This is a genomic window from Rothia halotolerans, from assembly GCF_004136635.1.
GTDB lineage: Bacteria > Actinomycetota > Actinomycetes > Actinomycetales > Micrococcaceae > Rothia > Rothia halotolerans.
The window spans coordinates 218,234-243,054 of the sequence record NZ_NOIU01000001.1 but is presented as its reverse complement, the minus strand read 5'-3'; the positions used below and the strand labels follow the sequence as shown (position 1 = coordinate 243,054).

Sequence of the window (24,821 nt, the reverse complement as noted above, 5' to 3'; positions counted from 1 at the left end):
GACGAGGGGAGGGGCGGCGAGGCCCCGCGGCGGACGGCTGCGCGCCCTGCGGGGCCTCAGGAGCGCGAGGAGGAGCTGGTCTCGGCCCGGGAGGCCAGGTAGTGGGACTGGACGTCGCGCAGCCGCGAGCCGTCCGCGGCCCGGGAGTGCCGCGTCCACTCGCCGTCGCCGCTCAGGTGCCAGTTGGAGGACTCGTCGGAGACGTAGACGTCGAACATGTTCAGCAGGTACTCCACGTGCACGGGGTCCTTGATCCGCACCAGCGCCTCGACCCGGCGGTCCAGGTTGCGGTGCATCATGTCCGCCGAGCCGATGAAGGCCACCGGCTTCCCGCCGTTCTCGAAGGTGAAGACCCGCGAGTGCTCCAGGAACCGGCCCAGCACGGAGCGGACCGTGATGTTCTCGGAGAGGCCGGGGACCCCGGGACGCAGCGCGCAGATGCCGCGGACGACCACGTTGACCTCCACCCCCGCCTGCGAGGCGCGGTACAGGGAGTCGATCACCGCCTCGTCCACCATCGAGTTGCACTTGATCTGCACGCGGGCGACCATCCCGGCGCGCTGGTGGGCGATCTCGCGGTTGATCCGCCCGATCAGCCCCGAGCGCAGCGAGCGGGGCGCCACCAGCAGGGACTCGTAGGAGGTCTTCGGCGCGTAGCCGGAGAGCTGGTTGAACAGCCGGGTGACGTCCTCGGCGATGCCGGGATCGCAGGTCAGCAGGCCGAGGTCCTCGTAGAACCGGGCGGTGGAGGGGTGGTAGTTGCCGGTGCCGATGTGGCAGTAGCGCCGCAGCCCGTCGGCCTCGCGCCGGACGACCAGGGAGATCTTGCAGTGGGTCTTCAGCCCGACGATCCCGTAGACCACGTGCACCCCGGCCTGCTCGAGCTTGCGCGCCCAGGAGATGTTGGCCTGCTCGTCGAAGCGGGCCTTGATCTCGACGACGGCGAGCACCTGCTTGCCCGACTCGGCGGCCTCGATGAGGGCGTCCACGATGGGGGAGTCCCCCGAGGTGCGGTAGAGCGTCTGCTTGATGGCCTGCACCGAGGGGTCGGCCGCCGCCTGCTCGAGGAAGGCCAGCACGCTGGTCGCGAAGGAGTCGTAGGGGTGGTGGAGCAGGACGTCGCGCTCCCGGGTGGCGCCGAAGACGTCGGCGGCGTTGGCGGTCTCCGCGGAATTCAGGAAGCGGGAGGTGTGCGCGACGAACTTGGGGAAGTGCAGCCGCGGCCGGTTGGCCCGGACGATGTTGGACAGGCCGCGCAGATCCAGCGGGGCGGGGAGCCGGTAGACCTCGTCCTCGTGGATGCGCAGCTCGGAGACCAACAGGTCCAGGATCGCCGGGTTGATGGAGTCCTCGACCTCGAGGCGGACCGGCGGGCCGAAGCGGCGGCGCAGCAGCTCCTTCTCCAGCGCCTGGAGGAGGTTCTCGGCGTCGTCCTCCTCCACCTCCAGGTCCTCGTTGCGGGTGACCCGGAAGACGTGGTGCTCCACCACCTCCATGCCCGGGAACAGCAGGTTCAGGTGCTGGGAGATGATCTCCTCGAGCGGAATGAACCGGGCCGTGCGGGCGGGGGAGTTGGCGGCGCGCTGGCCGTCCACCGAGACCATCCGGTCCAGCTGGTCCGGGACCTTGATGCGGGCGAAGAGCTCCTTGCCGGACTGGGGGTTGCGGACGATCACGGCGAGGTTCAGGGAGAGCCCCGAGATGTAGGGGAACGGGTGCGCCGGATCCACCGCGAGCGGGGTCAGCACCGGGAAGAGCTCCCGGGTGAACTGCTCGGAGAGCCGCTCCCGGGCCTCGGCATCCAGGTCGTCCCACTCGACGATCCTCAGGCCCTCCTCGGCCAGGTCGGGCCGGAGCATCTCGTGGAAGACGCGGGCGTGGCGCTCCTGCAGCCGGTGGGCCGAGGCGCTGATGAGGTCCATCTGCTCCTCCGGCGTCAGGCCGGAGGCGGAGGGGACGGCGATGCCGGTGGCGATGCGCCGCTTGAGCCCGGCCACCCGCACCATGAAGAACTCGTCGAGGTTGGAGGCCACGATCGAGAGGAAGTTCAGGCGCTCCAGCAGGTACTGGGCGGGGTCCTCGGCCAGCTCGAGGACGCGGGTGTTGAAGTCCAGCCAGGAGGACTCCCGGTCCAGGAACCGCTCGGGGCCGAAATCGCCCTGCAGCAGGGGCGCCTGGACCTTCTCCGGGGCCTCGATGCGGTCACCGCGGGTCTCGGCCCGCTCGATCTTGCCGATGCTGGTCGAGGTGGCCGGCTGGGTCAGGTTGTGCTGCTGCCGGGAGCGCTCCGCCCCGCCCGCGGCACCGTCCTCACCCTCGGGCGCGTACATGGTGTCGATGTCCCAGGGCTTGAAGCCGAGGGAGCGGTACAGGCCCACCGCGGCGGAGTTGTCCGAGTCCACGTAGAGCACGATGGCCTTCAGCGGCTCCTCCGAGCCGTCGAGGCCGAGGGAGGCGAGGTAGTCCATCCCCGTGAGCGTCAGCGCCCGGCCGAGCCCGGTGCCCTGGGCGTCGGGGGAGACCCCGACGGCGTAGACCTCGCCCTCGCGCTCCCCGGCGGGCTGGTCGGCCTCGATCTTGGTCCAGTGGAAGCCCAGCAGGGCGGGCCTGCCGGTGGCGTCCCGCTCGGACTCGGCCAGGAAGAAGCCCTCGGGGCGGAACCAGCTCTCCTCGCGGCGGGCCTTCAGGTCCTCCAGGGACAGCTGCCCCTGCTCGGGGTGGTCCGCGAAGGCCTCGGCGTTCAGGGTGAGCCAGGCCTCGGCGTCGGCGTCCTGGAAGGTGCGCAGGTGCACGGGGCCGCTGGGGGCGTGCCGGGCCGCCTGGCGGGAGATCTCCTCGCGGGCCTGGTCGGTGAGCTCGAGCCGCATCTTCCACAGCTCGCGGACCGAGGTGAAGCGGAAGTCCCGGGCCAGCGCGACGGCGGCGAGCGGCGCGGAGTACTCCGCATTGTCCCCAACGACGCCGGTGCCGTGCACCCACGCCCGGTAGCGGCGCAGCTCCGAGCCCAGCCCCCGCTCGCCCAGGGCGTAGCCGAGCAGCGCCCGCCCGACCCCGCGTCCCCGGGCCTCGGGGGCGACGACGGCCTCGAGCGTCCCCGTGGCGTCCTCGGACACCGGCGGGGTCGCCACCGCGGCGGCCACGAGCTCGCCCTCCTCGCAGGCGGTCACCAGCAGCAGCCCGGTCCCCTCCTCGCCGGCGGCCCGGCGCAGCTCCACGAGGCTCTGCTCCGAGAGCGGGGCCGCGCCGTCGTGCGCCTGGGCGGCCTGAGCGATCCGCTCCACGCGCTCCACGAGGCCGGGGGTCGGGCGGGACCCCTCCACGTGGAAGCTGGTCGAGGATCCGTGCTGCGCCTGCTCCACCGTCATGTCCGTCTCCTCTCGCGAAGGCAGGGGCCGGAAGTGCCCCACGAGCCTCTCCATACTCTAACAATCCGCACCTCGGAGGCCCTCGCTCAGGAGGAGCCGGCGGCGAAGCTGTAGCCGACGTTGCGCACCGTGGTGATCAGCTGCTCGTGGTCGTTGCCGAGCTTGGCCCGCAGCCGCCTGATGTGCACGTCCACGGTTCGGGTGCCGCCGTAGTAGTCGTACCCCCACACCTCGGAGAGCAGCTGGACGCGGGTGAAGACCCGGCCGGAGTTCTGGGCCAGGAACTTCAGCAGCTCGAACTCCTTGAAGGTCAGGTTCAGCGGCTGCCCGTTGACCCGGGCGACGTAGGAGGCCTCGTCGATGGTCACGGCCCCGGAGCGGATCACCGTCTCCCGGACGGGCTCCTCCTCGGTGCGCTCACCGGCGAAGCGCAGGCGCGCGTCGAGCTCGGCGGGGCCCGCGGCCGCCAGGACGAAGTCGTCGATGGACCAGTTGGCGGAGACCGCCGCCAGCCCTCCCTCTCCCATCACCGCCAGCACGGGCGCCTGGGCCCCCGCCGCGCGCAGCAGCTGGGCGGTGTTCTTGGCGGTCACGAGCGCCTGGCGAGCGTCGATGAGGACGACCTCGGCCCCCGTCTCCGCCAGCGCGGCGGCTCCCGCGCCGGTCGGCCGCGTGCTGGTCCGGTGCGTCAGCAGCTCCAGCGACGGCAGCACCTCGGCGGCCTCGCCGGCGGTGTCGCTGAGCATCAGGATGTGGACCACGTAGTACCTCCGGGATGTGGCGTGCCGCCCGGGCCGGTGAGGGGCGATCGGGCGCGTGCGATTCGTGCGGCGCCGGTGCCTGAAGGTCAGTATATGGCGTGGCGCACCCGCCGCCGCGGAGATCGGGGCACGCCGTGGGGCCGGCCCGGACCCGGGGCCCCGCCCCGGTTAGACTGGCCAGGTCAGGCCCGGGGCCCGAGGGCCGCCCCAGCGCGGGTGCCGGCGGGGCCCGCAGATCGCACGGAGGAACATGGAAGCCAGTCCAGCGCAGGAGGGGGGCGGCGCGGGTGCTCGCGCCGGGACCCACGGCAGGGGGCGCTACGCGCTCGTGGCGGGCGCGGCCGTCGTCGCGCTCGTGCTGGCCCTGACCGGGGCCGTGCTCTCGCCGACGGTCTCGCTGCTCGTCACGGTCGCCATGGTCCTCACCATCGCGTGGGGGTGGCCGGCCGCGACGGGCGTCGCCGCGATGCGGGGGCGCAAGCGGCTGCTCTCCCACAGCGCCCTCATCGCCGGGTGCGGGCTGCTCAGCTGCCTCGTGGTCTACCTCTTCTCGATCGAGGAGCTGCTGTACCTGCTGCCGGCGGTGGTCGCCGTCGGGGTGCTGCTGTGCTTCATCGTGGAGCTGGTGCGCGGCGAGGGGGCGCGCGGGCGGCTGGAGTCGGTCATCTCCGCGGCCGCCGGGGTCCTCGCCGCGGTGAGCTCCTCGGGATGGATCGGCATGGCCACCGTGCACTCGGAGACCAGCGCCGACGCCGTGGTGTGGGGCACCGGCGTCGTCATCGCGGCTTGCATCGGCCTGGTGGGCGGGCGGATGATCTGGGCGGGCCCGCGGGACGGCCCCCGCCGCGGCGCGATCACCCTCGGGGTGACCCCCGTGGCGTTCTTCGGCACCCTCGGCTACGCGGGGACGTTCTTCCTCCTGGCCGTGTTAGGTTAAGGGCATGATCATCGCTCTGGAAATCTTCTACCTGACCCTGCTGGGCGTCGCCAGCCTGTCCATCGCCGGGTGCGCGGCCCTGGTGATCGCGCGGCTGTTCAAGGGCCAGCGCTAAGCTCACGACGTACGCGAGGGCCCGGGCATGGATGCCCGGGCCCTGCGCGTTTAAGATGGGGGCATGCCTATTGAAATCCCCTCGAACCTGACTCCCGAACTCGTCCCCTTCGCCTGGCTGCTCGGCGAGTGGGAGGGCGTGGGCGTGCTCGGCTACGGCGAGGACGAGGAGCGCCAGTTCGGCCAGATCGTCTCCTTCTCCCAGAACGGCCTCCCCTACCTCGAGTACCGCGCCGAGTCCTACCTGCTGGACGAGGAGGGGAACCAGACGCGTCCCCTCTCCGTCGAGACCGGGTTCTGGCAGCTGGACCGGAAGCTCGTGGACGGCGACCCGGGGCCGGGGCTGCTGCCCGCCGACGTCGTCCCCGTCATGTCCTCGGCCGAGGACGTCGAGAGGCTGCGCCGCGAGGAGGGCGGCTTCGAGATGATCGCGACCATCAACCATCCCGGCGGCATCAGCGAGATGTACGTCGGCGTCATCGAGGGACCGCGGATCCAGATGGCCACCGACGCCGTCATGCGCAGCTCCGGATCCAAGGAGTACGCCTCGGCCTCGCGGATGTACGGGCTGGTCAACGGCGAGCTCATGTGGGCCTGGGACATGTCCGCCCTCGGCCGGGAGCTGGCCACCCACGCCTCGGCGCGACTGCGCAAGGTGGAGGGACGATGAGCCGCCGCTCCCCGCTGCTGGACCTGCACGGCGCCGTGGAGGCCTCCGCGCCCGACGCCGGCGTCGCCGCCCACTACGGCGACCCGGTGCGCGAGCAGCGCGCCCTGGTGCGCGAGGACGGCGGGGCCCCGGCCGCCGTGGACCTCTCCCACCACGAGATCGTGACCATCGCGGGGGAGGATCGCGCCTCCTGGCTCACCACCCTCTCCTCGCAGGTGATCACCGGCCTGCCCGCCGGCGCCTCGGCCGAGACCCTGCTGCTGAGCGTGCAGGGCAGGATCGAGTTCGCCCCGCACGTGATCGTGGGGGAGGACCGGCTGTGGCTGATCGTCGAGCCCGGCCAGGGAGATTCGCTCGCCGCGTTCCTCGACTCCATGCGCTTCATGCTGCGGGTCGAGGTGGCCCGGGCCGACGAGGAGCTCGCGGTCATCGGGTCCAGCCGGGACCTGACGGAGGCGCTGGGCGAGGACCTCGCGTGCCCGGTGTGGCGGGACCCGTGGCCGGGCGTCGTCGAGGGCGGCATCGGCTACTCCGCCGGGCCGCACCCGGGGGAGGACTACGCGTGGTTCGAGGCGATCGTGCCGCGGGACCGGCTGCCGGAGCTGGGGCTGCGGTGGTCGGGCGTGTGGGCCGCCGAGGCCCTGCGCGTGGAGGCCTGGCGGCCCCGCATCGCGACCGAGGCGGACGAGCGCACCATCCCCCACGAGCTGGACCTGCTGCGCACCGCCGTCCACCTGGCCAAGGGCTGCTACAAGGGGCAGGAGACGGTGGCCCGCGTGCACAACCTCGGCCATCCCCCGCGCCGGCTGGTCTTCCTGGACCTGGACGGCTCCGAGCACACGCTCCCCGCCCGGGGCTCGGCCGTGCGGCTCGGCGAGCGCACCGTGGGCCGGGTGACCAGCGTCGTCCAGCACCACGAGGCGGGGCCGATCGCGCTCGCGGTCCTCAAGCGCTCGGCGGACCCGTCCGCGGCGCTGACGGTGCTCGACGAGGGCGGCGACTCGGAGCAGGGCGAGACCCGCGACGCCGAGGGTGCCCCGGCCGCCGTGGAGTACGCCGCGGCCCAGACCGTGATCGTGGACCCCGAGGCGGGGCAGGTGGTGGGCCGCCGGAACCGGGCGGACTTCCTCCGCTGAGCCCGGCGGCGGGCGGCTCCGCTGCCGTCGCCGACGACGGGAAACGCAGAGGGGCGGCGTCCGGAAGGTCGTTCCGGACGCCGCCCCTCCCGCGTCGTCGTACCCCTCGGGCGGCTCAGCGGCCGAAGAGCACCTTCGCCTCGTCCCAGCGGGCCTGCGGGACGGACTTGAGGTTGTTCAGCGCCTCCGCGAACTCCACCCGCACGACGTCGGTCCCCTTGAGCGCGACCATCCGGCCCCACTCCTTGTCGTGGATCATGTCCACCACGGCCATGCCGAAGCGGGTGGCCAGCACGCGGTCGAAGCCGGTGGGGGCGCCGCCGCGCTGGATGTGGCCCAGCGTGGTGTTGCGGGTCTCGATGCCGGTGAGGCGCTCGATCTCCTCCGTCACGTACTCGCCGATCCCGCCCAGGCGCGGCCGGCCGTCCTTCTCCGTGCCCTTCTCGTGCAGCACCTCGTCGAAGCCCTCCGGGATGAAGCCCTCGGCGACGACGACCAGCGGCGCCCGGCCGCGGTCGTGGACCTCCTTGACCCACTCGGCGACCTGGCTCATCGGGACCTGCTGCTCGGGGATCAGCACGGCGTGCGCGCCGGCGGACATCCCGGAGTGCAGCGCGATCCAGCCGACGTGGCGGCCCATGACCTCGGCGACCATGCAGCGGTGGTGGGACTCGCCGGTGGTGCGCAGCCGGTCCATGGCGTCGGTCGCGATGGAGACGGCGGTGTCGAAGCCGAAGGTGTAGTCGGTGGCCTGGAGGTCGTTGTCGATGGTCTTGGGCACGCCCACCACCGGCAGGCCCGCGTCCGCGAGGCGCTTGGCGCCCGCCAGGGTCCCCTCGCCGCCGATCGCCACGATGGCGTCGACCTGGTGGCGCTCCAGCACGATCGAGATGTTCTCGGGGCCGCCGTGGGGGCCGTCGAAGGGGTTGGTCCGGGAGGTGCCCAGGATGGTGCCGCCGGTGCGGGCCAGCCCGCGCACCTTGGTGCGGGGGAGGTCCATGATGTCGCCCTCGACGACGCCGCGCCATCCGTCCCGGAAGCCCACGAACTCGTCGTCGTAGGTCTTGACGCCGTTGAGCACGGCGCCTCGGATCACGGCATTGAGTCCGGGGCAGTCGCCCCCGCTGGTCAGCAGTCCGATCTTCATCTCGGCGCTCTCCTCGCTTGGTCGCGGTGTGTGGTCGGGCGGGATCCTTCGATCACCAGTCTACCCGGTGGGAGGTTGCGATCGTGTGTGTTCCCGAGGGTTTCCCTCAGCGCTCGGCCCCAGCCAGCAGGCGCTGGATCCGGCCGAGGCCCTCCTCCAGATCCTCGTCGGCCAGCGCGTAGGAGAGCCGGAGGTATCCCGAGGGGCCGAAGGCCTCGCCGGGCACGACGGCGACCTCGGCCTCCTCGAGGATGACCTCCGCGAGGTCCTGCGAGCTCTCGACGCGGCGCCCGGCCACGCTGCTGCCGAGCAGGCCGGTCACGTCCGGGTAGGCGTAGAAGGCGCCCTCGGGCACCGGGCAGCGCACGCCCTCGATCGCGTTGAGCCCCTCGACGATGGCGCGGCGGCGGCGGTCGAAGGCGACCTTCATCTCCTCCACGGCGTCCATCGGGCCGGAGATCGCCGCGAGCGCGGCGCGCTGGGCGATGTTGTTGACGTTGGAGCTCAGGTGCGACTGGAGGTTCGCGGCGGCCTTGACGACGTCGTCGGCGGCGATCATCCAGCCCACCCGCCAGCCGGTCATGGCGTAGGTCTTGGCGACGCCGTTGAGGATCACGACGCGGTCGCCGAGCTCGGGCGCGGCGGCCGCGATGGAGGTGAAGGGGACGCCGTCGTAGGTCAGGTGCTCGTAGATCTCGTCGGTGATGACGAAGATGCCCTTCTCCGCGGCCCACCGGCCGATGGCGGCGGTCTCCTCGGGGGAGTAGACCGCGCCCGTGGGGTTGGAGGGGGAGACGAAGATCAGGGCCTTGGTGCGCTCGGTGACGGCCTCCTCCAGCAGGTCGACGGTCACCTTGTACTCCAGCTCCGAGCCGGCGAAGACCTCCACCGGGACGCCGCCGGCCAGGCGGATCGCCTCGGGGTAGGTGGTCCAGTAGGGGGCGGGCAGCAGGACCTCGTCGCCCTCGTCGATGACGGTCGCGAACGCCTCGTAGACCGCCTGCTTGCCGCCGTTGGTCACCAGGACCTGCGAGGGCTCGACGTCGCAGCCGGAGTCCCTGCGGGTCTTCTCGGCGACGGCCGCGCGCAGGTCGGGCAGGCCGGCGGCGGGGGTGTAGCGGAAGTTGGCGGGGTCCTCCAGGGCCTCGCGGGCGGCGTCGACGATGTAGCCGGGGGTGGGGAAGTCGGGCTCGCCCGCGCCGAAGCCGATCACGGGGCGCCCGGCCGCCTTGAGGGCCTTGGCCTTCGAGTCCACGGCCAGGGTGGCAGAGGGGGCGATGGCGGCGATGCGGGCGGAGATGCGCTCGTGGGAGGTCATGGTCTCTCTTCTTCTGAGGCGTCGCGGACAAAGGGCGGTGGGGGCTGCCCCCTCGGACAATCCTAGGCGGCGGGGGCCTCGGAATCCTAGGGCGGGACGCCGGGAGGACGGGCCGCGAGGGGCCGGGTCCCCGGCTCCGGGGCGCGGGGGCGTCGGGGCTCGGGGCGCCGGCGGGCGGGGCGTCGCGTTGCGCTCCGTCCGCGGAGCCGTTACAGTTGTTCCCGGTGCTCACACCCCAGTGATCGAGTGCGCCTTGAATCGCCTCGGGAACGAATGTGGGACGGCGGCATCGTGCCGCCGAAGGGCAGTGGCGCAATTGGTAGCGCAGCGGTCTCCAAAACCGCAGGTTGCAGGTTCGAGTCCTGTCTGCCCTGCAGTATCCCCTCACGGATGACAGTTCGTGATCAGCAGTCGAGGTGCTTTCGATCGTCTAGGAAAGGGGCGGAACCCAGATGGCAAGAGCCGCAGTACCGGGAGCCGCCGGCGAGCAGGAGGCGCGTGAGAAGGGCTTCTTCGGCCGCTTCTTCACCTTCCTGCGCGAGGTCATCGGCGAGCTCAAGAAGGTCGTCACCCCGACCCGCCGCGAACTCTTCAACTACGTGGTCATCGTCCTGGTCTTCGTGGCCTTCATGCTCCTGCTGATCTCGGGCCTCGACTTCGTGTTCGGCCAGGGGGCCTTCTGGCTCTTCGGCAACGGCACGGCGGGACCGCAGTAGCGCCCCGACCACCTCATCCAACCGATCTCCGCGTGATCAAGACGCCGACCATCCGGTGGCGGTACCACGAGAAAGCAGGGAACCCAGTGTCCGAGCAGGAACTCGAGAACTCCAGCGCGCAGCTGCCTTCCGACGACTCCGAGCAGGTCGAGCAGGCCCAGGCCGCGGAGCAGGCCAGCGGCTCGGCCTTCGAGCAGACCGAGTCGGCGCTGGTCTCCTCCGCTCAGGAGGACGCCGAGGAGTCCGACGCCGGTGCCGACGCCGACTTCGAGGACACCGTGGCCGAGGCCGTGGAGTCCGCCGAGCAGGCTGAGGATCCCGCAGAGGAGGGCGAGCAGCAGCCCGAGAGCTCCGACGAGGAGCCCGCGGAGCAGGGCGAGGCCCAGGCCGAGCAGCCCGAGGAGGAGGTGGACCCCCTCCAGGAGTTCCGCTCCAAGCTGCGCCGCCAGGAGGGTGACTGGTACGTCATCCACACCTACGCCGGCTACGAGAACCGCGTGAAGACCAACCTCCAGACCAGGGCCCAGTCCATGAACATGGAGGACGACCTCTTCGAGATCCAGGTCCCCATGGAGGAGGTCGTGGAGATCAAGAACGCCCAGCGCAAGACCGTGCGCCGCGTGCGCATCCCCGGCTACGTGCTGGTCCGGATGAACCTCACCGACGAGTCCTGGGGCGTCGTCCGCCACACCCCGGGCGTCACCGGCTTCGTGGGGCAGGACGCCTACAACCCGGTCCCGCTGCGCCTGGACGAGGTCGTGGACATGCTGGCCCCGGTCTTCGAGGCCGAGCAGGTCGAGGCGGCCAAGGAGGCCGGCGAGCCCATCCCGGAGGCCGTGGCCCCGCAGCTGAACGTCGGCTTCGAGATCGGCGAGTCCGTGATCGTCAAGGAGGGTCCGTTCGAGACCCTCCCGGCGACCATCTCCGAGATCAAGCCCGAGGCCCAGCAGCTGGTCGTGCTCGTCTCGCTCTTCGAGCGCGAGACCCCCGTGACCCTGAGCTTCAACCAGGTCACCAAGATCTAGAGGGGCCGGGCGGATGCCCGGACCCTCCTCGCCGGACGGCGCGCCGAGTCCTCGCGGACCGGCGCGCCGTCCGCCGTCCATCCCCTCCCGCGGCTCTTCCGCCGGCGTGAGCTTGCTCCCCTCAGGTGGCGGTCCGCGCCCGGGGAGGACTATGATGGATGTCGCGTGTGCTCGCTCAGCTTTGGCGAGTCTCCGCGCGGCCACCGCGCCACGGTGGCCACCCGCCGTCGTACGCTCCTGTGCGGCGGTCAGCACCGTCACGAAAAGGACCAGCGAATTGGCTCCCAAGAAGAAGAAGGTCGCAGGCCTCATCAAGCTGCAGATCCAGGCGGGCGCCGCCAACCCGGCGCCTCCGGTGGGTCCGGCGCTCGGCCAGCACGGCGTCAACATCATGGAGTTCTGCAAGGCGTACAACGCCGCCACCGAGTCGATGCGCGGCAACGTGGTGCCCGTGGAGATCACGGTCTACGAGGACCGTTCCTTCACCTTCATCACCAAGACCCCGCCCGCCGCCGAGCTGATCAAGAAGGCGGCCGGCGTCGCCAAGGGCTCGGGCGTCCCCCACACCCAGAAGGTCGGCTCCATCACCCCGGATCAGATCCGCGAGATCGCCGAGACGAAGATGCCGGACCTCAACGCCAACAGCGTCGAGTCCGCCTCCAAGATCGTCTCCGGCACCGTCCGGTCGATGGGCATCACCATCAGCGAGTAGGCTCCGGCCCCTCGCACCTCAACCCCTTTCCATGAAGTCCCGCGCGACAGCGGGCCTCCCGTACCCCGCGGGAGCGTGGCAGGATCCAGCGCGATCCGATGGACCACAACTGCACAAGGAGAATTCAGCAGATGGCACAGCGCAGCAAAGCGTACCGGGCGGCCGCAGCCAAGATCGACGAGAACCGGCTGTACGGCGCCTCCGAGGCGATCGCCCTCGCGAAGGAGATCAACTCCTCCAAGGCCGACGCCACCGTCGAGGTCGCCATGCGGCTCTCGGTGGACCCCCGCAAGGCCGACCAGATGGTTCGCGGCACCGTGAACCTCCCCAACGGCACCGGCAAGACCGCCCGCGTGGTCGTCTTCGCCCAGGGTGAGAAGGCCGTCGCGGCCGAGGAGGCCGGGGCGGACTACGTCGGCTCCGACGAGCTCATCGCCAAGGTCGCCGACGGCTGGGTCGACTTCGACGCCGCCGTGGCCACCCCGGACATGATGGGCAAGGTCGGCCGCCTGGGCAAGGTCCTCGGCCCCCGCAACCTCATGCCGAACCCGAAGACCGGCACCGTGACCATGGACGTCACCAAGGCCGTGGGCGACATCAAGGGCGGCAAGATCGACTTCCGCGTCGACCGCAACGCCAACCTCCACTTCATCATCGGCAAGTCCTCGTTCGACGCCGAGAAGCTGGAGGAGAACTTCCGCGCCGCCGTGGAGGAGATCGTCCGCCTCAAGCCCTCCTCCTCGAAGGGCCGCTACATCTCGCGGCTCACCGTGGCCACCACCTTCGGCCCCGGCATCCCCGTGGACCCCGCCGCGGCCGAGTAGTCGCGAGGCGCCTCCCGCGGGAGGCGTCGGGGGAAGGGGCCCGTCGAGCGTTCGCGCTCGGCGGGCCCCTTTCGCGTCTCCCGGTAGGAGGGAGCACGCTGGACCGCATGCGGGCCCGGGGTGCACAGGCCGTTCCGACGCGCCTGCCGTCCCGGAGGCGGAGCATTGCATCCGGGCTGCGGGCCGGATGCAATGCCCCGCTTCCGGGCTGGGGGCCGGGTTCTGTATGCCGAGACCTCGACGCCGGGCGGAAGCCGCTCCCGGAAGCCCGGGTGACGTCCATCTCCTTCCTCCTCCCGCGGTTTTGCCCGGGGCGCCGCGTGTGGTTTACTGGAATCACCAAAGACCGCCGGTCGTAGGTTTTGCATGTCCTTCATGGGCGTGTCGATCCGCCGTAAGAGTTCCTCAGGAACGGCCAGCGCAGGTGAACGTGACGTATGGGAGATTCCGCGCATTTCTGTGCGCGTTGAGTCCTATGTGCCCCGCCTCCTGCGCGGGGCTTTTTCATGAGCTCATGGGCGCCCGGCAATCAGACCGGAAGGAGTACCATGGCGACACCGGAAAAGGCAGCCGCTGTAGCCGAGTTGAAGGAGCTTTTCTCCAACTCGAACGCTGCTGTTTTGACTGAGTATCGTGGTCTCACCGTGGCGAAGCTCATGGAGCTGCGCCGTTCCCTCGGTGAGAACGCCGAATATGCCGTGGTGAAGAACACGCTGACCGCCATCGCGGCCAGGGAAGCCGGCGTCAAGGGCCTGAACCTCGACGACCTCCAGGGCCCTTCGGCCGTCGCCTTCATCACCGGCGAGCCGGTGGAAGCGGCCAAGAACCTGCGTGACTTCGCCAAGGCGAACCCCCAGCTGATCATCAAGAGCGGTTTCTTCGGAGACAGCCCCCTGAACGCAGCTGACATCGAGAAGCTTGCGGATCTTGAATCTCGCGAGGTGCTGCTGTCCAAGGTCGCGGGTGCCGCAAAGGGCGCCCTGTCCAAGGCAGCATCGCTCTTCCAGGCACCCATGTCCAAGACCGTCCGCACCGCAGAGGCCCTGCGCGCGAAGGTCGAGGAGCAGGGTGGAGAATCCGCCGCCTGAGGCATTCGATCCGTTCGATGCCGACAACGGGAAACCGTTGCGCCTGGATCCCCGCCCCGGGGCCAGGAGACCAAGATCCGTTGCAGGACCAACCGCTGCAACTAGACATGAGAAGGAGCCAAGCACATGGCTAAGCTGACCACCGATGAACTGATCGAGGCCTTCAAGGAACTGTCCCTGATCGAGCTGTCCGACTTCGTCAAGGCCTTCGAGGAGACCTTCGACGTCACCGCTGCCGCTCCGGTTGCCGCTGCTGCCGCCCCCGCCGCCGGCGGTGGCGAGGCCGCTGCCGCTGAGGAGGAGCAGACCGAGTTCGACGTCGTCCTCGAGTCCGCCGGCGACAAGAAGATCGCAGTGATCAAGGAAGTCCGTGCCCTCACCTCCCTCGGCCTCAAGGAGGCCAAGGACCTGGTCGACGGCGCTCCCAAGCCGGTTCTCGAGGGTGCCTCCAAGGAGGACGCCGACAAGGCCAAGGAGCAGCTCGAGGGCGCTGGCGCGACCGTCAACCTCAAGTAATTTCCCTTCCGGAAATCTTTGGTTCGGAGGCTCCCCCACCATCAGGTGGGGGAGCCTCCTCCCTTTTAACCCGGTGCTCTCCGGGCGCCGGTCTCTTCTGGCTGACCGCTCGCGACAGGGCGGGCCTCCTGATCGCCCGGCTGTTCCTCGGGGCGGACCGTCCCGGGTTGGCAGTCTGGCAGTTTCCGTCCCGCGTGCAGAACGGCCCGCCCCAGGCGTCTGGGACGGGTCGTTCTGCGTCGGGGCGGGAGAGGGGGAGGCTATCCCCGTCCGGCCGCGACCGCGCTCGTGCGCCGGTAGGAGGCTCCCCGGTGCTCGGCGGGCAGATGCGGGCCGGAGCCGGTCAGCCGCTCGCGCAGCGTCGCGGCGGGCACGGCGTCGGCCTCCGGCAGCAGCCCGCGGCGCCGCAGCTCGGGGGAGACGAGGCGGGAGAACCGCTCGAGGTCGGCGGGGCGCACCGCGGCGGAGACGTTGAAGCCGTCGACGCCGGCCTCCTCCTGCCAGCGCTCCAGCTCGTCGGCCACGGTCTGCGGGGAGCCCACGATCACGGGCCCGCGGCCGCCGATGGCCACGAACTCGGCGAGGTCGCGCACGGTCCACTTCCTGCCGCCGGCCAGCGTCGTGAACGAGGCCAGCGCCGACTGGTTCGCATCGGTGGCCACGTACTCCAGCGTGGAGTCGGGGTCGGCGCCGGAGAGGTCGACGCCGGTCCAACCGCCGAACAGCGCCAGCGCCGACTCGGTGTCCACCAGCGCGCGGTACTCCTCGAGCCGCCGCTGGGCCTCCTCGTCGGTCTCGGCGACGATGACGGTGGCCAGGGAGAAGATCTTGACCGCATCGCGGGGGCGGCCGGCGGCCTCCACGGAGTCGCGCACGCCGTCGACCCATCCGCGGACCAGCTCGGGCGTGCCGCCGGAGAAGAAGATCGCCTCGGCGTGGTCGGTCGCGAACTGCTGGCCGCGCTTGGAGGCGCCGGCCTGGAAGAGCAGCGGCGTCCGCTGCGGGCCCGGGTGGGTCAGCGCGGCGCCCGGCACGGAGAACCAGCGGCCCTCGTGCCCGATCGGGCGGACCCGCTCGGGGTCCACGAAGACGTTGGCCTCGGGGTCGGCGCGCACGGCGTCGTCGTCGAAGGAGCCCTCGAAGAGCTTGTACATGACCTCCATGTACTCGTCGGCGCGGTCGTAGCGCTCGTCGTGCGGGATCTGCCCGGACATGCCGAGGTTCCGGGCCGCCGAGTCCTGGTAGCTGGTCACGATGTTCCAGGCGACCCGGCCCTCGGTGAAGTGGTCCAGCGTGCTCAGGGTGCGGGCCAGCAGGTACGGCTGCTCGTAGGTGACCGAGGCCGTCACCCCGAAGCCGAGGGTCCGGGTGGCCCGGGCCATCGCGGGGACCACCACGAGGGGGTCCAGCAGGGGGTACTGCACGCCGCCCCGGGCGGTGGCCGCGCCGTCGCCGCCGTAGACGTCGTAGATGCCGGGGATGTCGGCGAGGAAGAGCGAGGCGAAGCCGCCCTCCTCGAGGGTCTCGGCGAGCTCCACCCAGTAGTCGAGGCGGTCGAAGCCGGCGACGCCGGACTCGGGGTGCCGCCACAGGCCGGGGGACTGGTGGACGGGCACGAGCATGTCGAAGGCGTTGAGCAGCATCGGGCGGGTCATCGGTTCTCCTGAGCGGTGGTGTCGGACGGTGCGGAGGGGGCCGCGGCGGCGGACGGGGCGCGAGGGGCCTCGTCGTCTCGGACGGCGGGGGCCTCGCGGGCGGCGTCGGGAGCCGATAGCGGGGAGGCCTCGGAAGCCGGGGCCGGGGCGGTGGCGGGCTCCGGGGCCGAGCCGGCGGCGGCGTCGGGCGTGGGGGCCGGCCCGGCGAGGGCCTCCTTCGCCTCGGCGCGCGCCGGGTCCGCGGCGAGCAGCGCGGCGGTCACGGAGAGCACCACCAGCACGGTGAGGTAGGAGACGATCAGCCACGGGGTGTTCCCGCCCCAGGTGTAGAGCAGGGTCGCGGTGAAGGGCATCAGGCCGCCGCCCACCAGCGTCCCGATCTGGTACCCCATGCTGACGCCCGAGTAGCGGACCTCCACGGGGAACTGCTCCGCGAACCACGCCGCCTGGGCGCCGTACACGCTGTCGTGGGCGAAGACCAGGCCGACCACGATGATGACCGGCAGGATCGAGAGCATCCCGGCGTCGGCGGCGATGAAGATCAGCCAGCCGAAGATCCCGATGCCGATGTAGCCGAACAGGGAGACGGCCCGCCGCCCGACCCGGTCCGAGACGTAGCCCCAGACGGGCCCGGAGAAGAGCCCGATCGCGGAGGCGATCATGACCGCGGTCAGCACCGAGCCGGAACCGCCCTGGGTCTCGCCGAGGTAGGTCAGCAGGTAGACGGTGACCAGGTAGTAGATGCCGTTCTGGGCCACCCGCAGGAAGATCGTGATCAGCAGCGCCCGGGGGTGCTCCCTGATCACGCGGATGACCGGCGCCCGCTCGACGTTGCCGGACTCCTTGACGTCCTTGAACTCCCGCGCATCGGTGACGCCCAGGCGGATCACCAGGGCGACGGCGACCAGCAGACCGGAGGCGAGGAAGGGCAGGCGCCAGCCGAAGCTGGCGAACTGCTCATCGGTGAACACCGCCTGCACCACGGCGTAGGAGCCGGTGGCCAGCAGCATCCCGCCGGCCGAGCCGATCTGGGTGAAGGAGCCGAAGAAGCCCCGGCGCCGCGGGGGAGCGTGCTCCACGCTCAGCAGCGCCGAGCCGCCCCACTCGGCGCCCGCGGAGAGCCCCTGGAACACGCGCAGCACCACCAGGCCCACGGGGGCGAGGATGCCGACGGCGTCGTAGGTCGGCAGCACGCCGATCAGGGTCGAGGAGATGCCCATGGTCAGCAGCGAGCCCACCAGCAGCACCTTGCGGCCCACCCGGTCGCCGATGTGCCCGGCGAGGATCCCGCCGATCGGGCGCACGACGACGCCCACGGCCAGCGAGGCGAAGGAGGCCAGCAGCGCGACCAGCGGGGAGTCGGAGTGGAAGAACTGGTTGTTGAAGATGATCGCCGCGGCGATGCCGTAGAGGTAGAAGTCGTACCACTCGATGGTGGTGCCGGCGAAGGCGCTGCCGAGCACGCGGACGGGGTTCGAGCGCTTGGCCTCGACGGCCGTGGCCGGCGGCCGCTGCTCGGTGATGGTGTTCTCGCTCATCTCAGGCGTCCTGTCGGGGGTTCTGGCGGGGTGAGGCGGTGGCGTCGCCGATGGCGTTGAGCCCCTCGGGCAGCGTGCCGTTGATCCAGTAGTCGCCGAGCGCGCGGGCGCGGAAGGCGATGGGGTTGTGGGTGGCCACGGTCTGGGCGTTGCGCCAGTGGCGGTCTAGGGCCTTGCCGCGGGAGACGGCGGAGGCGCCCACGGTCAGGAACAGCTCCTGGGCGGCGTCGAGTGCCAGGTCCGGGACCGTGACCTGCGCGTGCTCCACCGCGATCTCGCTCTGGTGCAGGGCCTCGGGGATCCGGGCCGCGAAGTCGGGGTCGGAGAGGAACTCCCAGGACGCGGCGCCGGACTCGACGGCGGCGCGCAGCCCGGCGTCCTGGGCGCGGGCGACGGCGAGCACGGCGGCCTCGGCGGCGAAGGCCTTGGCGGCGATCCGGCCGGTGGCCTCCTGGATCAGGGGATCCTCGCGGAAGGGCAGCCCGGAGCCGGTGTTGAAGGTCCGCGCGCGGCGAGCGATCGTGGCGGCGGCGTCGCGCCGGGCGGCCCGGGCGATGCCGGCCAGCACCGCGAGCAGCACGAGCTGGAAGAACGCGGCCTCGTGGATCGCCTCGGGGGAGCCGGAGACCCGGTCCAGCACGGACTCGGGGGAGACCTCGACGCCGTCGAAGGTCGTGGTGCCGGTGCCGGTGAGCTTCTGGCCGAAGCCGTCCCAGTCGTCGGCCACGGTGACGCCCGGCGCGTCGACGGCGACGACGGCGAAGCGGCGGCCGTCCTGCCCGTCCAGGGCCGCGGAGACGCGCGTGTGGTCGCAGAAGATGGTGCCGGTGGTGTAGTACTTCTCACCGGTGATGCGCCAGCCGCCCTCCTCCTGCGTCAGGACGGTGTTCAGCGTCCCGAGGCGGTTGCCGCCGCGCTCGGTGGAGGCGTTGCCCACGGTCTGGCCGGCGAGGACCCGGGGATACCAGGCCTCCTGGACCTCCCGGGGCTGGAAGCGCAGCGACTCGACGAAGCCGGAGTGGGAGCGGTAGACGTGTGCGATGTTCGAGTCGGCCTCGGCGAGGTCGACGAGGAGGCGGATGAAGGTCTCGATGCTCACCTCGGGGCCGCCGTGCTCGGCGGGGACGCGCAGGGTGCCGAAGCCCGCGGCGTCGAGCTCCCGGATCTCCTCGAAGGGCATCCTCCGCTCCAGGTCACGGGCGAGGGACCCCTCGGCGATGCGGGCGAAGATCGGGGCGAAGCGCTCGGACAGGGAGTCGTAGTCACGGGGCAGGGCGGCCGTGGTGACCGACGGATGATCGTGGGTGCTCAATCGTTCTCTCGCTCCAGGATGGCGTGTTCGGGACCGCTTTGAGATTACGGAGCCGGGAGCGGATCGGAAAGAAATGGTCGCCATGTGTCCGTATGACGCCGGAAGTCGTCACAGGCCTCCCGGGCGGCGGGAGATGACGCCGGATGGCGACGCGGCCGCGGGACCTCGGCGGAAGGTCCGCGGCGGGAGGGCCCGCGGCCGGAGCCGTGCCCGGGGGTCCGGAGTCGCCCGGCGGCAGCCGGTACCGCCTCCGGAACCGGCCGGTGCCGCGTTCGGGGCCGGTGCGGGTCAGCCGGCCCGGGACAGACGAGCCGGGTCAGTCGAGCCGGAGCAGCTCGACCTCCTGGCCTTCGACGCCCCCCTCGGGACCGACGCGGCAGAGGACCTCGGCGGCGGCCAGTCCGGAGAGCATGTGGGAGCGGGTGCCGGAGAGGGGGAGGACCCGCTCCCCGTCCCACCGGGCCGGCAGCAGCCGGTCCTCGCCCGAGGGCAGCGGGGCGACGGCAGCGCCGAGCCTCCCGCGGCTGGTGCTCGGCAGCGGACTGCCGAGCAGTCCCGCGCAGGCCGCCGGCGCGAAGGAGTACAGCGAGGTGTGGGCCGCCAACGGGTTCCCGGGCAACCCCAGGACGATCCGCTCGCCGGGCAGGATCCCGAGGATCGTCGGGTGGCCGGGCCGCACGGCGAGGGATGAGGCGACGAGGTCCGCGCCCAGGTCGGCCAGCGCGGAGCGCACGAAGTCCTGCCCGGAGGACCCGGAGCCTCCCGTCAGGACGACGAGCCTGCCCTCGGCCCCGGCGATCCAGCGCCGGACCGCCCCGGCGTCGTCGGGGAGCCAGTCGTTCCGGTCCACGCGGGCGCCCCAGGCTCGCAGGAGCGTCGGGAACCCGGGGGAGAACGCGTCGCGCACCTCGCCGGGGCCGGGCAGCCCGGCGGGGATCACCTCGTTGCCCGTGCGGCCGAGGCTGACCCCCACCGGCTCGCGCACCGTCACCTCGTCGATGCCGCAGGAGGCCAGCAGGGCGAGCTGCCTCGGGCCGAGGCGGGTTCCGGCCTCGAGGAGGAGCGCGCCCGGGGCCAGCTCCTCCCCGGCCCTCCGGATGTCCCGGCCGGTCCGGTGGGGATGCTCGGGGAGCGGGCGGAGGAGACCGCCCTCGAGCAGGGCGTGCTCGGAGCGGACGACGCCGTCGGCTCCCGGCGGCAGGAGGGAGCCGGTGAGGACCGGCCGGGCGCCGCCGGGGCGCAGCGGAAGGGCGCGGCGGTGCACGTTCCTGCCCTCGGAGTCCTCCACCGGCGCCTCCAGCAGGGTCCACGGCGGGGGGCCGGCCACGGCGTAGCCGTCCATCGCGGAGGAGGAGAAGTGCGGGACGGGGGCGGGTGCGGTGGTCCCCTCGGCCAGGGCCCGTCCCATGGCCTCCCGCAGGGGGACGCGGCCTGCCGGCGGCGGGGAGAGCAGCGCGGCCGCCTCGTGCAGGGCCTCCCGCGCCTCGGCCCAGCGCCGCCTCACGCCGGCTCCCCGGGCGGGAGGGAGGCGCCGCCGGTGAAGCCCAGCTCGACGGCGTCCTGCCAGGTGTCCACGTCGGCGCTGGATCCGGACGGCACCGCGACGGGAAGTGGTTCGAGGATCCGCAGTCTGGAGCGCACCGACGCGTCCTCCGAGCCCCGGCCGAAGGCGGCCAGGGCGGCGTCGAGCCGGAGCAGGCACAGCAGCGGCTGCTCGACGCCCTCGTCCACCGCGACGAGGGCGGAGGGGGCGGCATCCCCGGCGCGCGCGGCCTCGAGGGCCTCGACCAGGCGCAGCAGGGCCGGGAGGGCGCGGGGCATGTCGGCGGCCAGCAGGAGGACCCAGCCGGGCCGGGCTCCCGCGGCGTCGCCGGATGCGCGGGGGGAGCGCGGTGCACCGGCCTCCGGGGAGGGGGCGCGTCCGCCGGTGGGTCCGGCGTCGGCGCCGGTGGCCTCCCCCAGGGCGGTGAGCCCCGCTGCGATCGCCGCCGCCGGTCCGGTGAACGGCGGGTCCTCGCGCACCAGCCGGGCCCCGGCCGGGACGGGGAGGAAGGGAGGTCCCACGACGACGCTGCGCCGGCTCGGGACGCCCGCCGTCCGCAGCGCCCCGAGGGCCGCCTCCAGCAGCGTCCCCGAGCCGTCCGCGAGCAGCGGCTTGTCCGGGGCGGGGAAGGGGGCGCTGCTGTGCAGCCGCGAGGAGCGGCCTCCGGCGAGGACCAGTCCGTGCAGCCTCGGCTCGCCGTCCCCCTCGGGGGAGGCTCCGGGGGACGCCCCGGTGCGGGCAGCACGGCCGGCGGGGGCCGGCGTCGTGGGCGGGGGGACCGCGTCCCCGGGGCTATCCGCCGGCGAAGGGGGGCATGACATCGAGCCGGCTCCTTTCCTTCAGCTCGGCCTCGGGGGAGGCGACCCTGCCGTCGAGCAGGAAGGCGCAGCGCTCGAAGACCTCCGCCAGGGACAGGCTCCCGGCCCGGCCGGAGACGTGGCGCTCGCCCATCAGGGTCAGCAGGCCGCCCAGCGTCGTGATCCCCTCGGGCCCGGGGTCGACCGCCTCCTCGGCGGTCAGCAGCTCCGGGCGGGGGAGCCAGTCCAGGCCTTCCGCCGGCATGCAGTAGACGCAGCGGAGGTTGCATTTGTCGATGAGGGAGAGCCGCAGGTCCTCGGCCACCCGCCCCCATCTGTCCTTGAGGAGCCCCATATGACCTCCCGATGGTGCTTCGACATGGCGTCGGGCTGGTCCTCCCCACCCTACGGTAAATTTGCATCGAGGATGACATAATGACTGGTGGGCAGGTCGCACGAATCCCCTCGAGGAGGAGCACATGACGCGCCGCATCCCCGGCCCGCGGGCCGGCGTCGTGCGCGCGCCGCTCGCGTCCTCCCGCCGTCCCGGACGGAACCGGAAGGAGCGCAGCCATGGGTCCAGCCCCGCGTGAGCCGAGGGAGCACCTGGAGCACCTGGTCGAGCGCCTGCGCCGGTCCGGAGCGCGCCCCGCCGCCGAGCAGGCGGCCCTCGGGGAGGCCCTGGGGCGGACGCTCGCCGAGGACCTGCACGCGATGCACGACTCCCCGCGCTTCGACAACTCCCAGATGGACGGCTACGCCCTCTCCCGGGAGCAGAACGAGGCCGCGGACCGCCGCTTCACCGCCGGGCCGCCGCTGCCGGCCGGGACCGACCCGGAGGAGGCCTACCCGCGGGGACTGGGCGACCGAGAGGTCTGTCCCATCATGACGGGAGCGGCGCTGCCGGACGGCGCCGTCGCCGTCGTCCCGGTCGAGCACTGCGTGCCGCCCGAGTTCGTGGAACGGGGGGCGGAGGTCCGGGTGCCCGCCGCGGAGCCCGGCCGCTTCGTGCGGCGCGCCGGGGAGGACCTCGGCGCCGGCGCGCTCCTGCTGCGCGCGGGGGAGCGGCTGAACCCCCAGGCCCTCGCCTCGGCCGCCGGCCAGGGGCTGCGGGAGCTCCCCGTCCGGAGGCTCCCCCGCGTCCTTCTCTGCACCGGCGGCGAGGAGCTGGTCTCCGCGGGGGAGACGGCGGGCCCGGCTCAGATCCCCGACGCCAACGGGCCCCTGCTGGAGGCCCTCTGCGCCGTGCACGGCCTCCGGGTGGTCGGGCGCCTGCGCACCGGCGACGATCCCGAGGCGCTGGGCGCCGCGCTCCGGGAGGCGATCGCCGCGTCGGCGCCCGATCTGATCGTGACCTCCGGCGGGGTCGGACACGGGCGGTACGAGGTGGTCCGCCGCCTGCTGGAGGGTGCCGAGGGAGCGTGGTTCGGGCACGTCGCCCAGCAGCCGGGAGGCCCCCAGGGGCTCGGGACGTTCGAGGGCGTGCCGGTGGCGGCCCTGCCCGGGAACCCCATCAGCACCCTGGTCTCCTTCCGGCTGTTCGTGGTGCCCGCCGCGGCGCGGGCCTGGGGAGCCGCCCCGGAACCGCCCCGTCTGCGGGCCCGGATCTGCGAGGACGCCGCCGGGCTGCCCGGCAGGACCTGCTTCCTGCGCGGCCGGCTGGAGCTGGGGGAGAACGGCCTGCGGGTGCGGCCGGTCGGTGGGAGGGGCTCGCACCTGCTGGCCCAGGCCCTTCCGGCGGACTGCCTGATCGAGATCCCCCCGGACGACGACGTCGGGCGAGGGGATCCGGTGACGGTCCACCCCCTCGAGGGGTCCGGGCCGGCCGGAGCGACCGACATGGAAGAACGACCTGAGGGGAAGAGATGACTGAGGAACGGCTGACTCACGTCCGCGCGGACGGCTCGGCGCACATGGTGGACGTGACGGAGAAGCGGAGCACGAGCCGCCGGGCCAGGGCCACGGCCCGGCTGGTGACCCGCCCGGAGGTCATCGAGCTCATCTTCGCCGGGGAGCTGCCCAAGGGGGACGCGCTCCCGGTGGCCCGCGTGGCGGGGATCATGGGGGCCAAGCGCACCCCGGAGATCATCCCGCTCTGCCACCCGCTGCCGCTGGGGAAGATCGAGGTGGACTTCCACCGCGAGGAGTCGGCGGTGCGGATCGAGGCCGCGGTGAAGACCCTCGGGGTCACGGGGGTGGAGATGGAGGCGCTCACCGCCGCCACGACCGCCGCGCTCTCGCTCTACGACACGGTCAAGGCCGTGGACCGGCACGCGAGCATCGAGGACGTGCGGGTGCTGGCCAAGTCCGGCGGGAAGTCCGGCGACTGGGAGGTCGGGGAGGAGGGCCGATGAGCGATGGTCCGAGCCTGCCGAGGACGGGCCTGGTGATCGTCGCCTCCACCCGGGCCGCCCGCGGCCTGTACGAGGACCGCTCCGGCCCCGTCCTGGTCGACTGGCTGCGCTCCCGGGGCTTCGAGGCGCCCTCTCCCCGGGTGGTCGAGGACCGGCTGATCGGGGTGGAGCTGGACGCCCTCCTCGGGGATCGGGAGCGGCTGCCGCGGGTGACCCTGATCAGCGGCGGCACGGGGCTGAACGCCGAGGATCGGACGGTCGAGGCCCTGCGCCCGCACCTGGACAAGGAGATCCCGGGGATCGCGCACGCCTTCTGGGCCCGGGGCCTGGAGAGCACCCCGGCGGCGGTGCTCTCGCGCACCCTGGCCGGGGTGGCCGGCCGGGGCTTCCTGATGGCCCTTCCCGGCTCCCGGGGCGGCGCCGCGGACGGCGCGGCGGTGCTGGATCCCCTCCTCGAGCACATCCTGCGGCAGCTGGAGGACTACCACGACCGCTGAATCCGGAGACTCCCGCGCGCGGGAGGGGGACGACGTCGTCCTCCCGGGTCCCGAGCGGGCCGCCGAGGAGGCCGGGCGCGTGCTGCGCGCCGAGGTCGTCTCCCGGCACCCCGGGTCAGGCTGTGGAGCGCGCACCGGATCGGCGGTCTGCGGGTCGGCGAGTCGGCCCTGACCGGCGTGGCGGCGGCCCACCGGGATGAGGCCTTCGCCGCCTGCGAGGACACGGCCGACACGGTCGAGCGGCGCGTGCCGACCCGGAAGGAGCAGACCTTCTCCGACGGCGGCATCGATTGGGTTGGGCTGTGACGGCCGAGCGGGAGAGCACGACGGAGGCGGGCCGGGGCGCGGGCCCGGAGCGGCGGCGGATGCGGCGCTACCGGCGCCAGGTGGTCCTGCCCGGCTTCGGTCGGCGCGGGAGGAGGGCCCCTCCGCCGTCCTCGCCGACGACGCCGAGAGTCTGGGAGACGACGTCCTGCTGGTGGACGTCAGGGAGCGGAAGGAATTCTCCGCGGTACATATTCCCGGCGCCGTCAACATTCCGCTGAGCGACGCCGAGAAGTATTCGGAAATATCCGCTCAGAAGATAGTAACCCTATTGAAAGAGGGGCCCGAGGGGTCCCGGATCGTCGTGTGCTGCGCCTTCGGGGTGCGGTCGGCCCGCGCCCTCGAGGGGCTGCGGAGCCAGGGGGTGAGGGACCTGGAGAACCTCCCCGGCGGGGTGGACGACTGGCTGGATCGGCTCTGATCCGGGGAAATAACGAAGATTTTTATTCGGTATTTTACAGGCAAGTTTTAA

General features: G+C 72.4%; 24 protein-coding genes, 1 tRNA gene and 1 pseudogene. 15 read left to right on the top strand and 11 right to left on the bottom strand.

Translation table 11 applies throughout. The annotated features are described in order from the left end of the window. Nucleotides 1–56: 56 nt before the first annotated feature. From EWV39_RS01190 to EWV39_RS01185, 3 genes and pseudogenes are all read right to left on the bottom strand, one after another. Complete coding sequence (locus EWV39_RS01190) at nt 57–2,330, bottom strand: RNA degradosome polyphosphate kinase (protein WP_238148051.1); 2,274 nt, start codon at nt 2,328–2,330, stop codon at nt 57–59. A gap of 6 nt (nt 2,331–2,336) precedes the next feature. Continuing rightward, nucleotides 2,337–3,365: pseudogene (mshD, locus tag EWV39_RS14050) on the bottom strand (mycothiol synthase); the annotation flags it as partial. An 86-nt stretch (nt 3,366–3,451) separates the two neighbouring features. Next, the gene (locus tag EWV39_RS01185; RefSeq protein ID WP_129656480.1) at nt 3,452–4,126 is read right to left on the bottom strand and encodes a winged helix-turn-helix transcriptional regulator; all 675 of its coding nucleotides are present in this window, start codon (nt 4,124–4,126) and stop codon (nt 3,452–3,454) included. A gap of 250 nt (nt 4,127–4,376) precedes the next feature. Between EWV39_RS01185 and EWV39_RS01180 the strand changes: the two genes are divergently transcribed. The 3 genes from EWV39_RS01180 to ygfZ all read left to right on the top strand — a co-directional run bounded on the left by EWV39_RS01180 (nt 4,377) and on the right by ygfZ (nt 6,983). Continuing rightward, on the top strand, nt 4,377–5,063 hold the full coding sequence (locus EWV39_RS01180; RefSeq protein WP_238147960.1) for a hypothetical protein: 687 nt from the start codon (nt 4,377–4,379) through the stop codon (nt 5,061–5,063). A 178-nt stretch (nt 5,064–5,241) separates the two neighbouring features. Then, entirely contained in the window at nt 5,242–5,847 is a 606-nt protein-coding gene (locus EWV39_RS01175; RefSeq protein WP_129656479.1) for a heme-binding beta-barrel domain-containing protein, read from the top strand. After that, the gene (gene ygfZ / locus EWV39_RS01170) at nt 5,844–6,983 is read left to right on the top strand and encodes a CAF17-like 4Fe-4S cluster assembly/insertion protein YgfZ (protein WP_129656478.1); all 1,140 of its coding nucleotides are present in this window, start codon (nt 5,844–5,846) and stop codon (nt 6,981–6,983) included. The genes EWV39_RS01175 and ygfZ overlap by 4 nt, the downstream gene beginning before the upstream one ends. Before the next feature lie 115 nt (nt 6,984–7,098). Here ygfZ and EWV39_RS01165 read toward each other — a convergent pair whose 3' ends face one another. Further along, nucleotides 7,099–8,130 carry a 6-phosphofructokinase gene (locus tag EWV39_RS01165; protein WP_129656477.1) on the bottom strand — a complete coding sequence of 344 codons (1,032 nt, stop codon included), beginning with the start codon at nt 8,128–8,130 and terminating at the stop codon, nt 7,099–7,101. A 106-nt stretch (nt 8,131–8,236) separates the two neighbouring features. After that, entirely contained in the window at nt 8,237–9,448 is a 1,212-nt protein-coding gene (locus EWV39_RS01160) for a pyridoxal phosphate-dependent aminotransferase (protein WP_129656476.1), read from the bottom strand. A gap of 301 nt (nt 9,449–9,749) precedes the next feature. On the opposite strand from EWV39_RS01160, the gene EWV39_RS01155 reads away from it, so the two are divergent. The 7 genes from EWV39_RS01155 (at nt 9,750) to rplL (ending at nt 14,329) form a co-directional block, all read left to right on the top strand. Beyond that, nucleotides 9,750–9,822: transfer RNA gene (locus tag EWV39_RS01155), tRNA-Trp, on the top strand. A gap of 78 nt (nt 9,823–9,900) precedes the next feature. After that, nucleotides 9,901–10,164, top strand: a complete 264-nt coding sequence (secE, locus tag EWV39_RS01150) for a preprotein translocase subunit SecE (RefSeq protein WP_129656475.1) — start codon at nt 9,901–9,903, stop codon at nt 10,162–10,164. 86 nt (nt 10,165–10,250) lie between these two features. Continuing rightward, nucleotides 10,251–11,189 (top strand): transcription termination/antitermination protein NusG, encoded by a 939-nt coding sequence (nusG, locus tag EWV39_RS01145; RefSeq protein WP_238147959.1) that lies wholly within the window; start codon nt 10,251–10,253, stop codon nt 11,187–11,189. 277 nt (nt 11,190–11,466) lie between these two features. Continuing rightward, nucleotides 11,467–11,901, top strand: coding sequence for a 50S ribosomal protein L11 (rplK, locus tag EWV39_RS01140; protein WP_129656474.1), 435 nt, complete (start codon nt 11,467–11,469; stop codon nt 11,899–11,901). Between the two features lie 131 nt (nt 11,902–12,032). Further along, complete coding sequence (gene rplA, locus EWV39_RS01135; protein WP_129656473.1) at nt 12,033–12,725, top strand: 50S ribosomal protein L1; 693 nt, start codon at nt 12,033–12,035, stop codon at nt 12,723–12,725. Between the two features lie 548 nt (nt 12,726–13,273). Further along, the gene (gene rplJ, locus EWV39_RS01130; RefSeq protein WP_129656472.1) at nt 13,274–13,813 is read left to right on the top strand and encodes a 50S ribosomal protein L10; all 540 of its coding nucleotides are present in this window, start codon (nt 13,274–13,276) and stop codon (nt 13,811–13,813) included. 126 nt (nt 13,814–13,939) lie between these two features. Further along, entirely contained in the window at nt 13,940–14,329 is a 390-nt protein-coding gene (rplL, locus tag EWV39_RS01125; protein WP_129656471.1) for a 50S ribosomal protein L7/L12, read from the top strand. Between the two features lie 260 nt (nt 14,330–14,589). On the opposite strand, the gene EWV39_RS01120 is transcribed toward rplL, so the two are convergent. The 6 genes from EWV39_RS01120 to EWV39_RS14335 form a co-directional block, all read right to left on the bottom strand. Continuing rightward, on the bottom strand, nt 14,590–15,984 hold the full coding sequence (locus EWV39_RS01120) for an LLM class flavin-dependent oxidoreductase (protein ID WP_129656470.1): 1,395 nt from the start codon (nt 15,982–15,984) through the stop codon (nt 14,590–14,592). Further along, nucleotides 15,981–17,522 (bottom strand): MFS transporter, encoded by a 1,542-nt coding sequence (locus EWV39_RS01115; protein ID WP_129656469.1) that lies wholly within the window; start codon nt 17,520–17,522, stop codon nt 15,981–15,983. Before EWV39_RS01115 ends, EWV39_RS01120 begins: the two co-directional genes overlap by 4 nt. 1 nt (nt 17,523) lies before the next feature. Further along, nucleotides 17,524–18,834 carry an acyl-CoA dehydrogenase family protein gene (locus EWV39_RS01110; RefSeq protein ID WP_238147958.1) on the bottom strand — a complete coding sequence of 437 codons (1,311 nt, stop codon included), beginning with the start codon at nt 18,832–18,834 and terminating at the stop codon, nt 17,524–17,526. A gap of 316 nt (nt 18,835–19,150) precedes the next feature. Next, nucleotides 19,151–20,338, bottom strand: a complete 1,188-nt coding sequence (locus EWV39_RS01105) for a molybdopterin molybdotransferase MoeA (protein WP_165313068.1) — start codon at nt 20,336–20,338, stop codon at nt 19,151–19,153. Next, entirely contained in the window at nt 20,335–21,198 is an 864-nt protein-coding gene (mobA, locus tag EWV39_RS01100) for a molybdenum cofactor guanylyltransferase (protein ID WP_129656466.1), read from the bottom strand. Before mobA ends, EWV39_RS01105 begins: the two co-directional genes overlap by 4 nt. Further along, the gene (locus tag EWV39_RS14335) at nt 21,170–21,529 is read right to left on the bottom strand and encodes a MoaD/ThiS family protein (protein WP_165313066.1); all 360 of its coding nucleotides are present in this window, start codon (nt 21,527–21,529) and stop codon (nt 21,170–21,172) included. Before EWV39_RS14335 ends, mobA begins: the two co-directional genes overlap by 29 nt. Nucleotides 21,530–21,747: 218 nt before the next feature. Here EWV39_RS14335 and EWV39_RS01090 point away from each other — a divergent pair, with 218 nt between their 5' ends. The 5 genes from EWV39_RS01090 to EWV39_RS14275 are packed head-to-tail and all read left to right on the top strand — an operon-like array spanning nt 21,748 to nt 24,770. Then, nucleotides 21,748–23,043, top strand: coding sequence for a molybdopterin molybdotransferase MoeA (locus EWV39_RS01090; RefSeq protein WP_129656465.1), 1,296 nt, complete (start codon nt 21,748–21,750; stop codon nt 23,041–23,043). Then, on the top strand, nt 23,040–23,528 hold the full coding sequence (gene moaC, locus EWV39_RS01085) for a cyclic pyranopterin monophosphate synthase MoaC (protein ID WP_129656464.1): 489 nt from the start codon (nt 23,040–23,042) through the stop codon (nt 23,526–23,528). The genes EWV39_RS01090 and moaC overlap by 4 nt, the downstream gene beginning before the upstream one ends. Beyond that, entirely contained in the window at nt 23,525–24,025 is a 501-nt protein-coding gene (locus tag EWV39_RS01080; protein WP_129656463.1) for a MogA/MoaB family molybdenum cofactor biosynthesis protein, read from the top strand. Before moaC ends, EWV39_RS01080 begins: the two co-directional genes overlap by 4 nt. Continuing rightward, a complete protein-coding gene (locus EWV39_RS14280) occupies nt 24,026–24,331 on the top strand; it encodes a molybdenum cofactor biosynthesis protein MoaE (protein WP_129657274.1) in 306 nt (101 codons plus the stop codon). Then, entirely contained in the window at nt 24,222–24,770 is a 549-nt protein-coding gene (locus EWV39_RS14275; RefSeq protein ID WP_129656462.1) for a rhodanese-like domain-containing protein, read from the top strand. The genes EWV39_RS14280 and EWV39_RS14275 overlap by 110 nt, the downstream gene beginning before the upstream one ends. Nucleotides 24,771–24,821: the final 51 nt, after the last annotated feature.

Coding starts and splice junctions, on each gene's coding strand:
- EWV39_RS01175 (WP_129656479.1), top strand. CDS start 5,242: ATGCCTATTGAAATCCCCTCGAACCTGACTCCCGAACTCGTCCCCTTC.
- rplJ (WP_129656472.1), top strand. CDS start 13,274: ATGGCGACACCGGAAAAGGCAGCCGCTGTAGCCGAGTTGAAGGAGCTT.
- secE (WP_129656475.1), top strand. CDS start 9,901: ATGGCAAGAGCCGCAGTACCGGGAGCCGCCGGCGAGCAGGAGGCGCGT.
- EWV39_RS01165 (WP_129656477.1), bottom strand. CDS start 8,130: ATGAAGATCGGACTGCTGACCAGCGGGGGCGACTGCCCCGGACTCAAT.
- EWV39_RS01160 (WP_129656476.1), bottom strand. CDS start 9,448: ATGACCTCCCACGAGCGCATCTCCGCCCGCATCGCCGCCATCGCCCCC.
- EWV39_RS01115 (WP_129656469.1), bottom strand. CDS start 17,522: ATGAGCGAGAACACCATCACCGAGCAGCGGCCGCCGGCCACGGCCGTC.
- EWV39_RS01180 (WP_238147960.1), top strand. CDS start 4,377: ATGGAAGCCAGTCCAGCGCAGGAGGGGGGCGGCGCGGGTGCTCGCGCC.
- moaC (WP_129656464.1), top strand. CDS start 23,040: ATGACTGAGGAACGGCTGACTCACGTCCGCGCGGACGGCTCGGCGCAC.
- rplL (WP_129656471.1), top strand. CDS start 13,940: ATGGCTAAGCTGACCACCGATGAACTGATCGAGGCCTTCAAGGAACTG.
- EWV39_RS01080 (WP_129656463.1), top strand. CDS start 23,525: ATGAGCGATGGTCCGAGCCTGCCGAGGACGGGCCTGGTGATCGTCGCC.
- EWV39_RS01090 (WP_129656465.1), top strand. CDS start 21,748: ATGGGTCCAGCCCCGCGTGAGCCGAGGGAGCACCTGGAGCACCTGGTC.
- mobA (WP_129656466.1), bottom strand. CDS start 21,198: ATGTCATGCCCCCCTTCGCCGGCGGATAGCCCCGGGGACGCGGTCCCC.
- EWV39_RS01190 (WP_238148051.1), bottom strand. CDS start 2,330: ATGTACGCGCCCGAGGGTGAGGACGGTGCCGCGGGCGGGGCGGAGCGC.
- ygfZ (WP_129656478.1), top strand. CDS start 5,844: ATGAGCCGCCGCTCCCCGCTGCTGGACCTGCACGGCGCCGTGGAGGCC.
- rplA (WP_129656473.1), top strand. CDS start 12,033: ATGGCACAGCGCAGCAAAGCGTACCGGGCGGCCGCAGCCAAGATCGAC.
- EWV39_RS14335 (WP_165313066.1), bottom strand. CDS start 21,529: ATGGGGCTCCTCAAGGACAGATGGGGGCGGGTGGCCGAGGACCTGCGG.
- EWV39_RS01120 (WP_129656470.1), bottom strand. CDS start 15,984: ATGACCCGCCCGATGCTGCTCAACGCCTTCGACATGCTCGTGCCCGTC.
- EWV39_RS14275 (WP_129656462.1), top strand. CDS start 24,222: ATGAGGCCTTCGCCGCCTGCGAGGACACGGCCGACACGGTCGAGCGGC.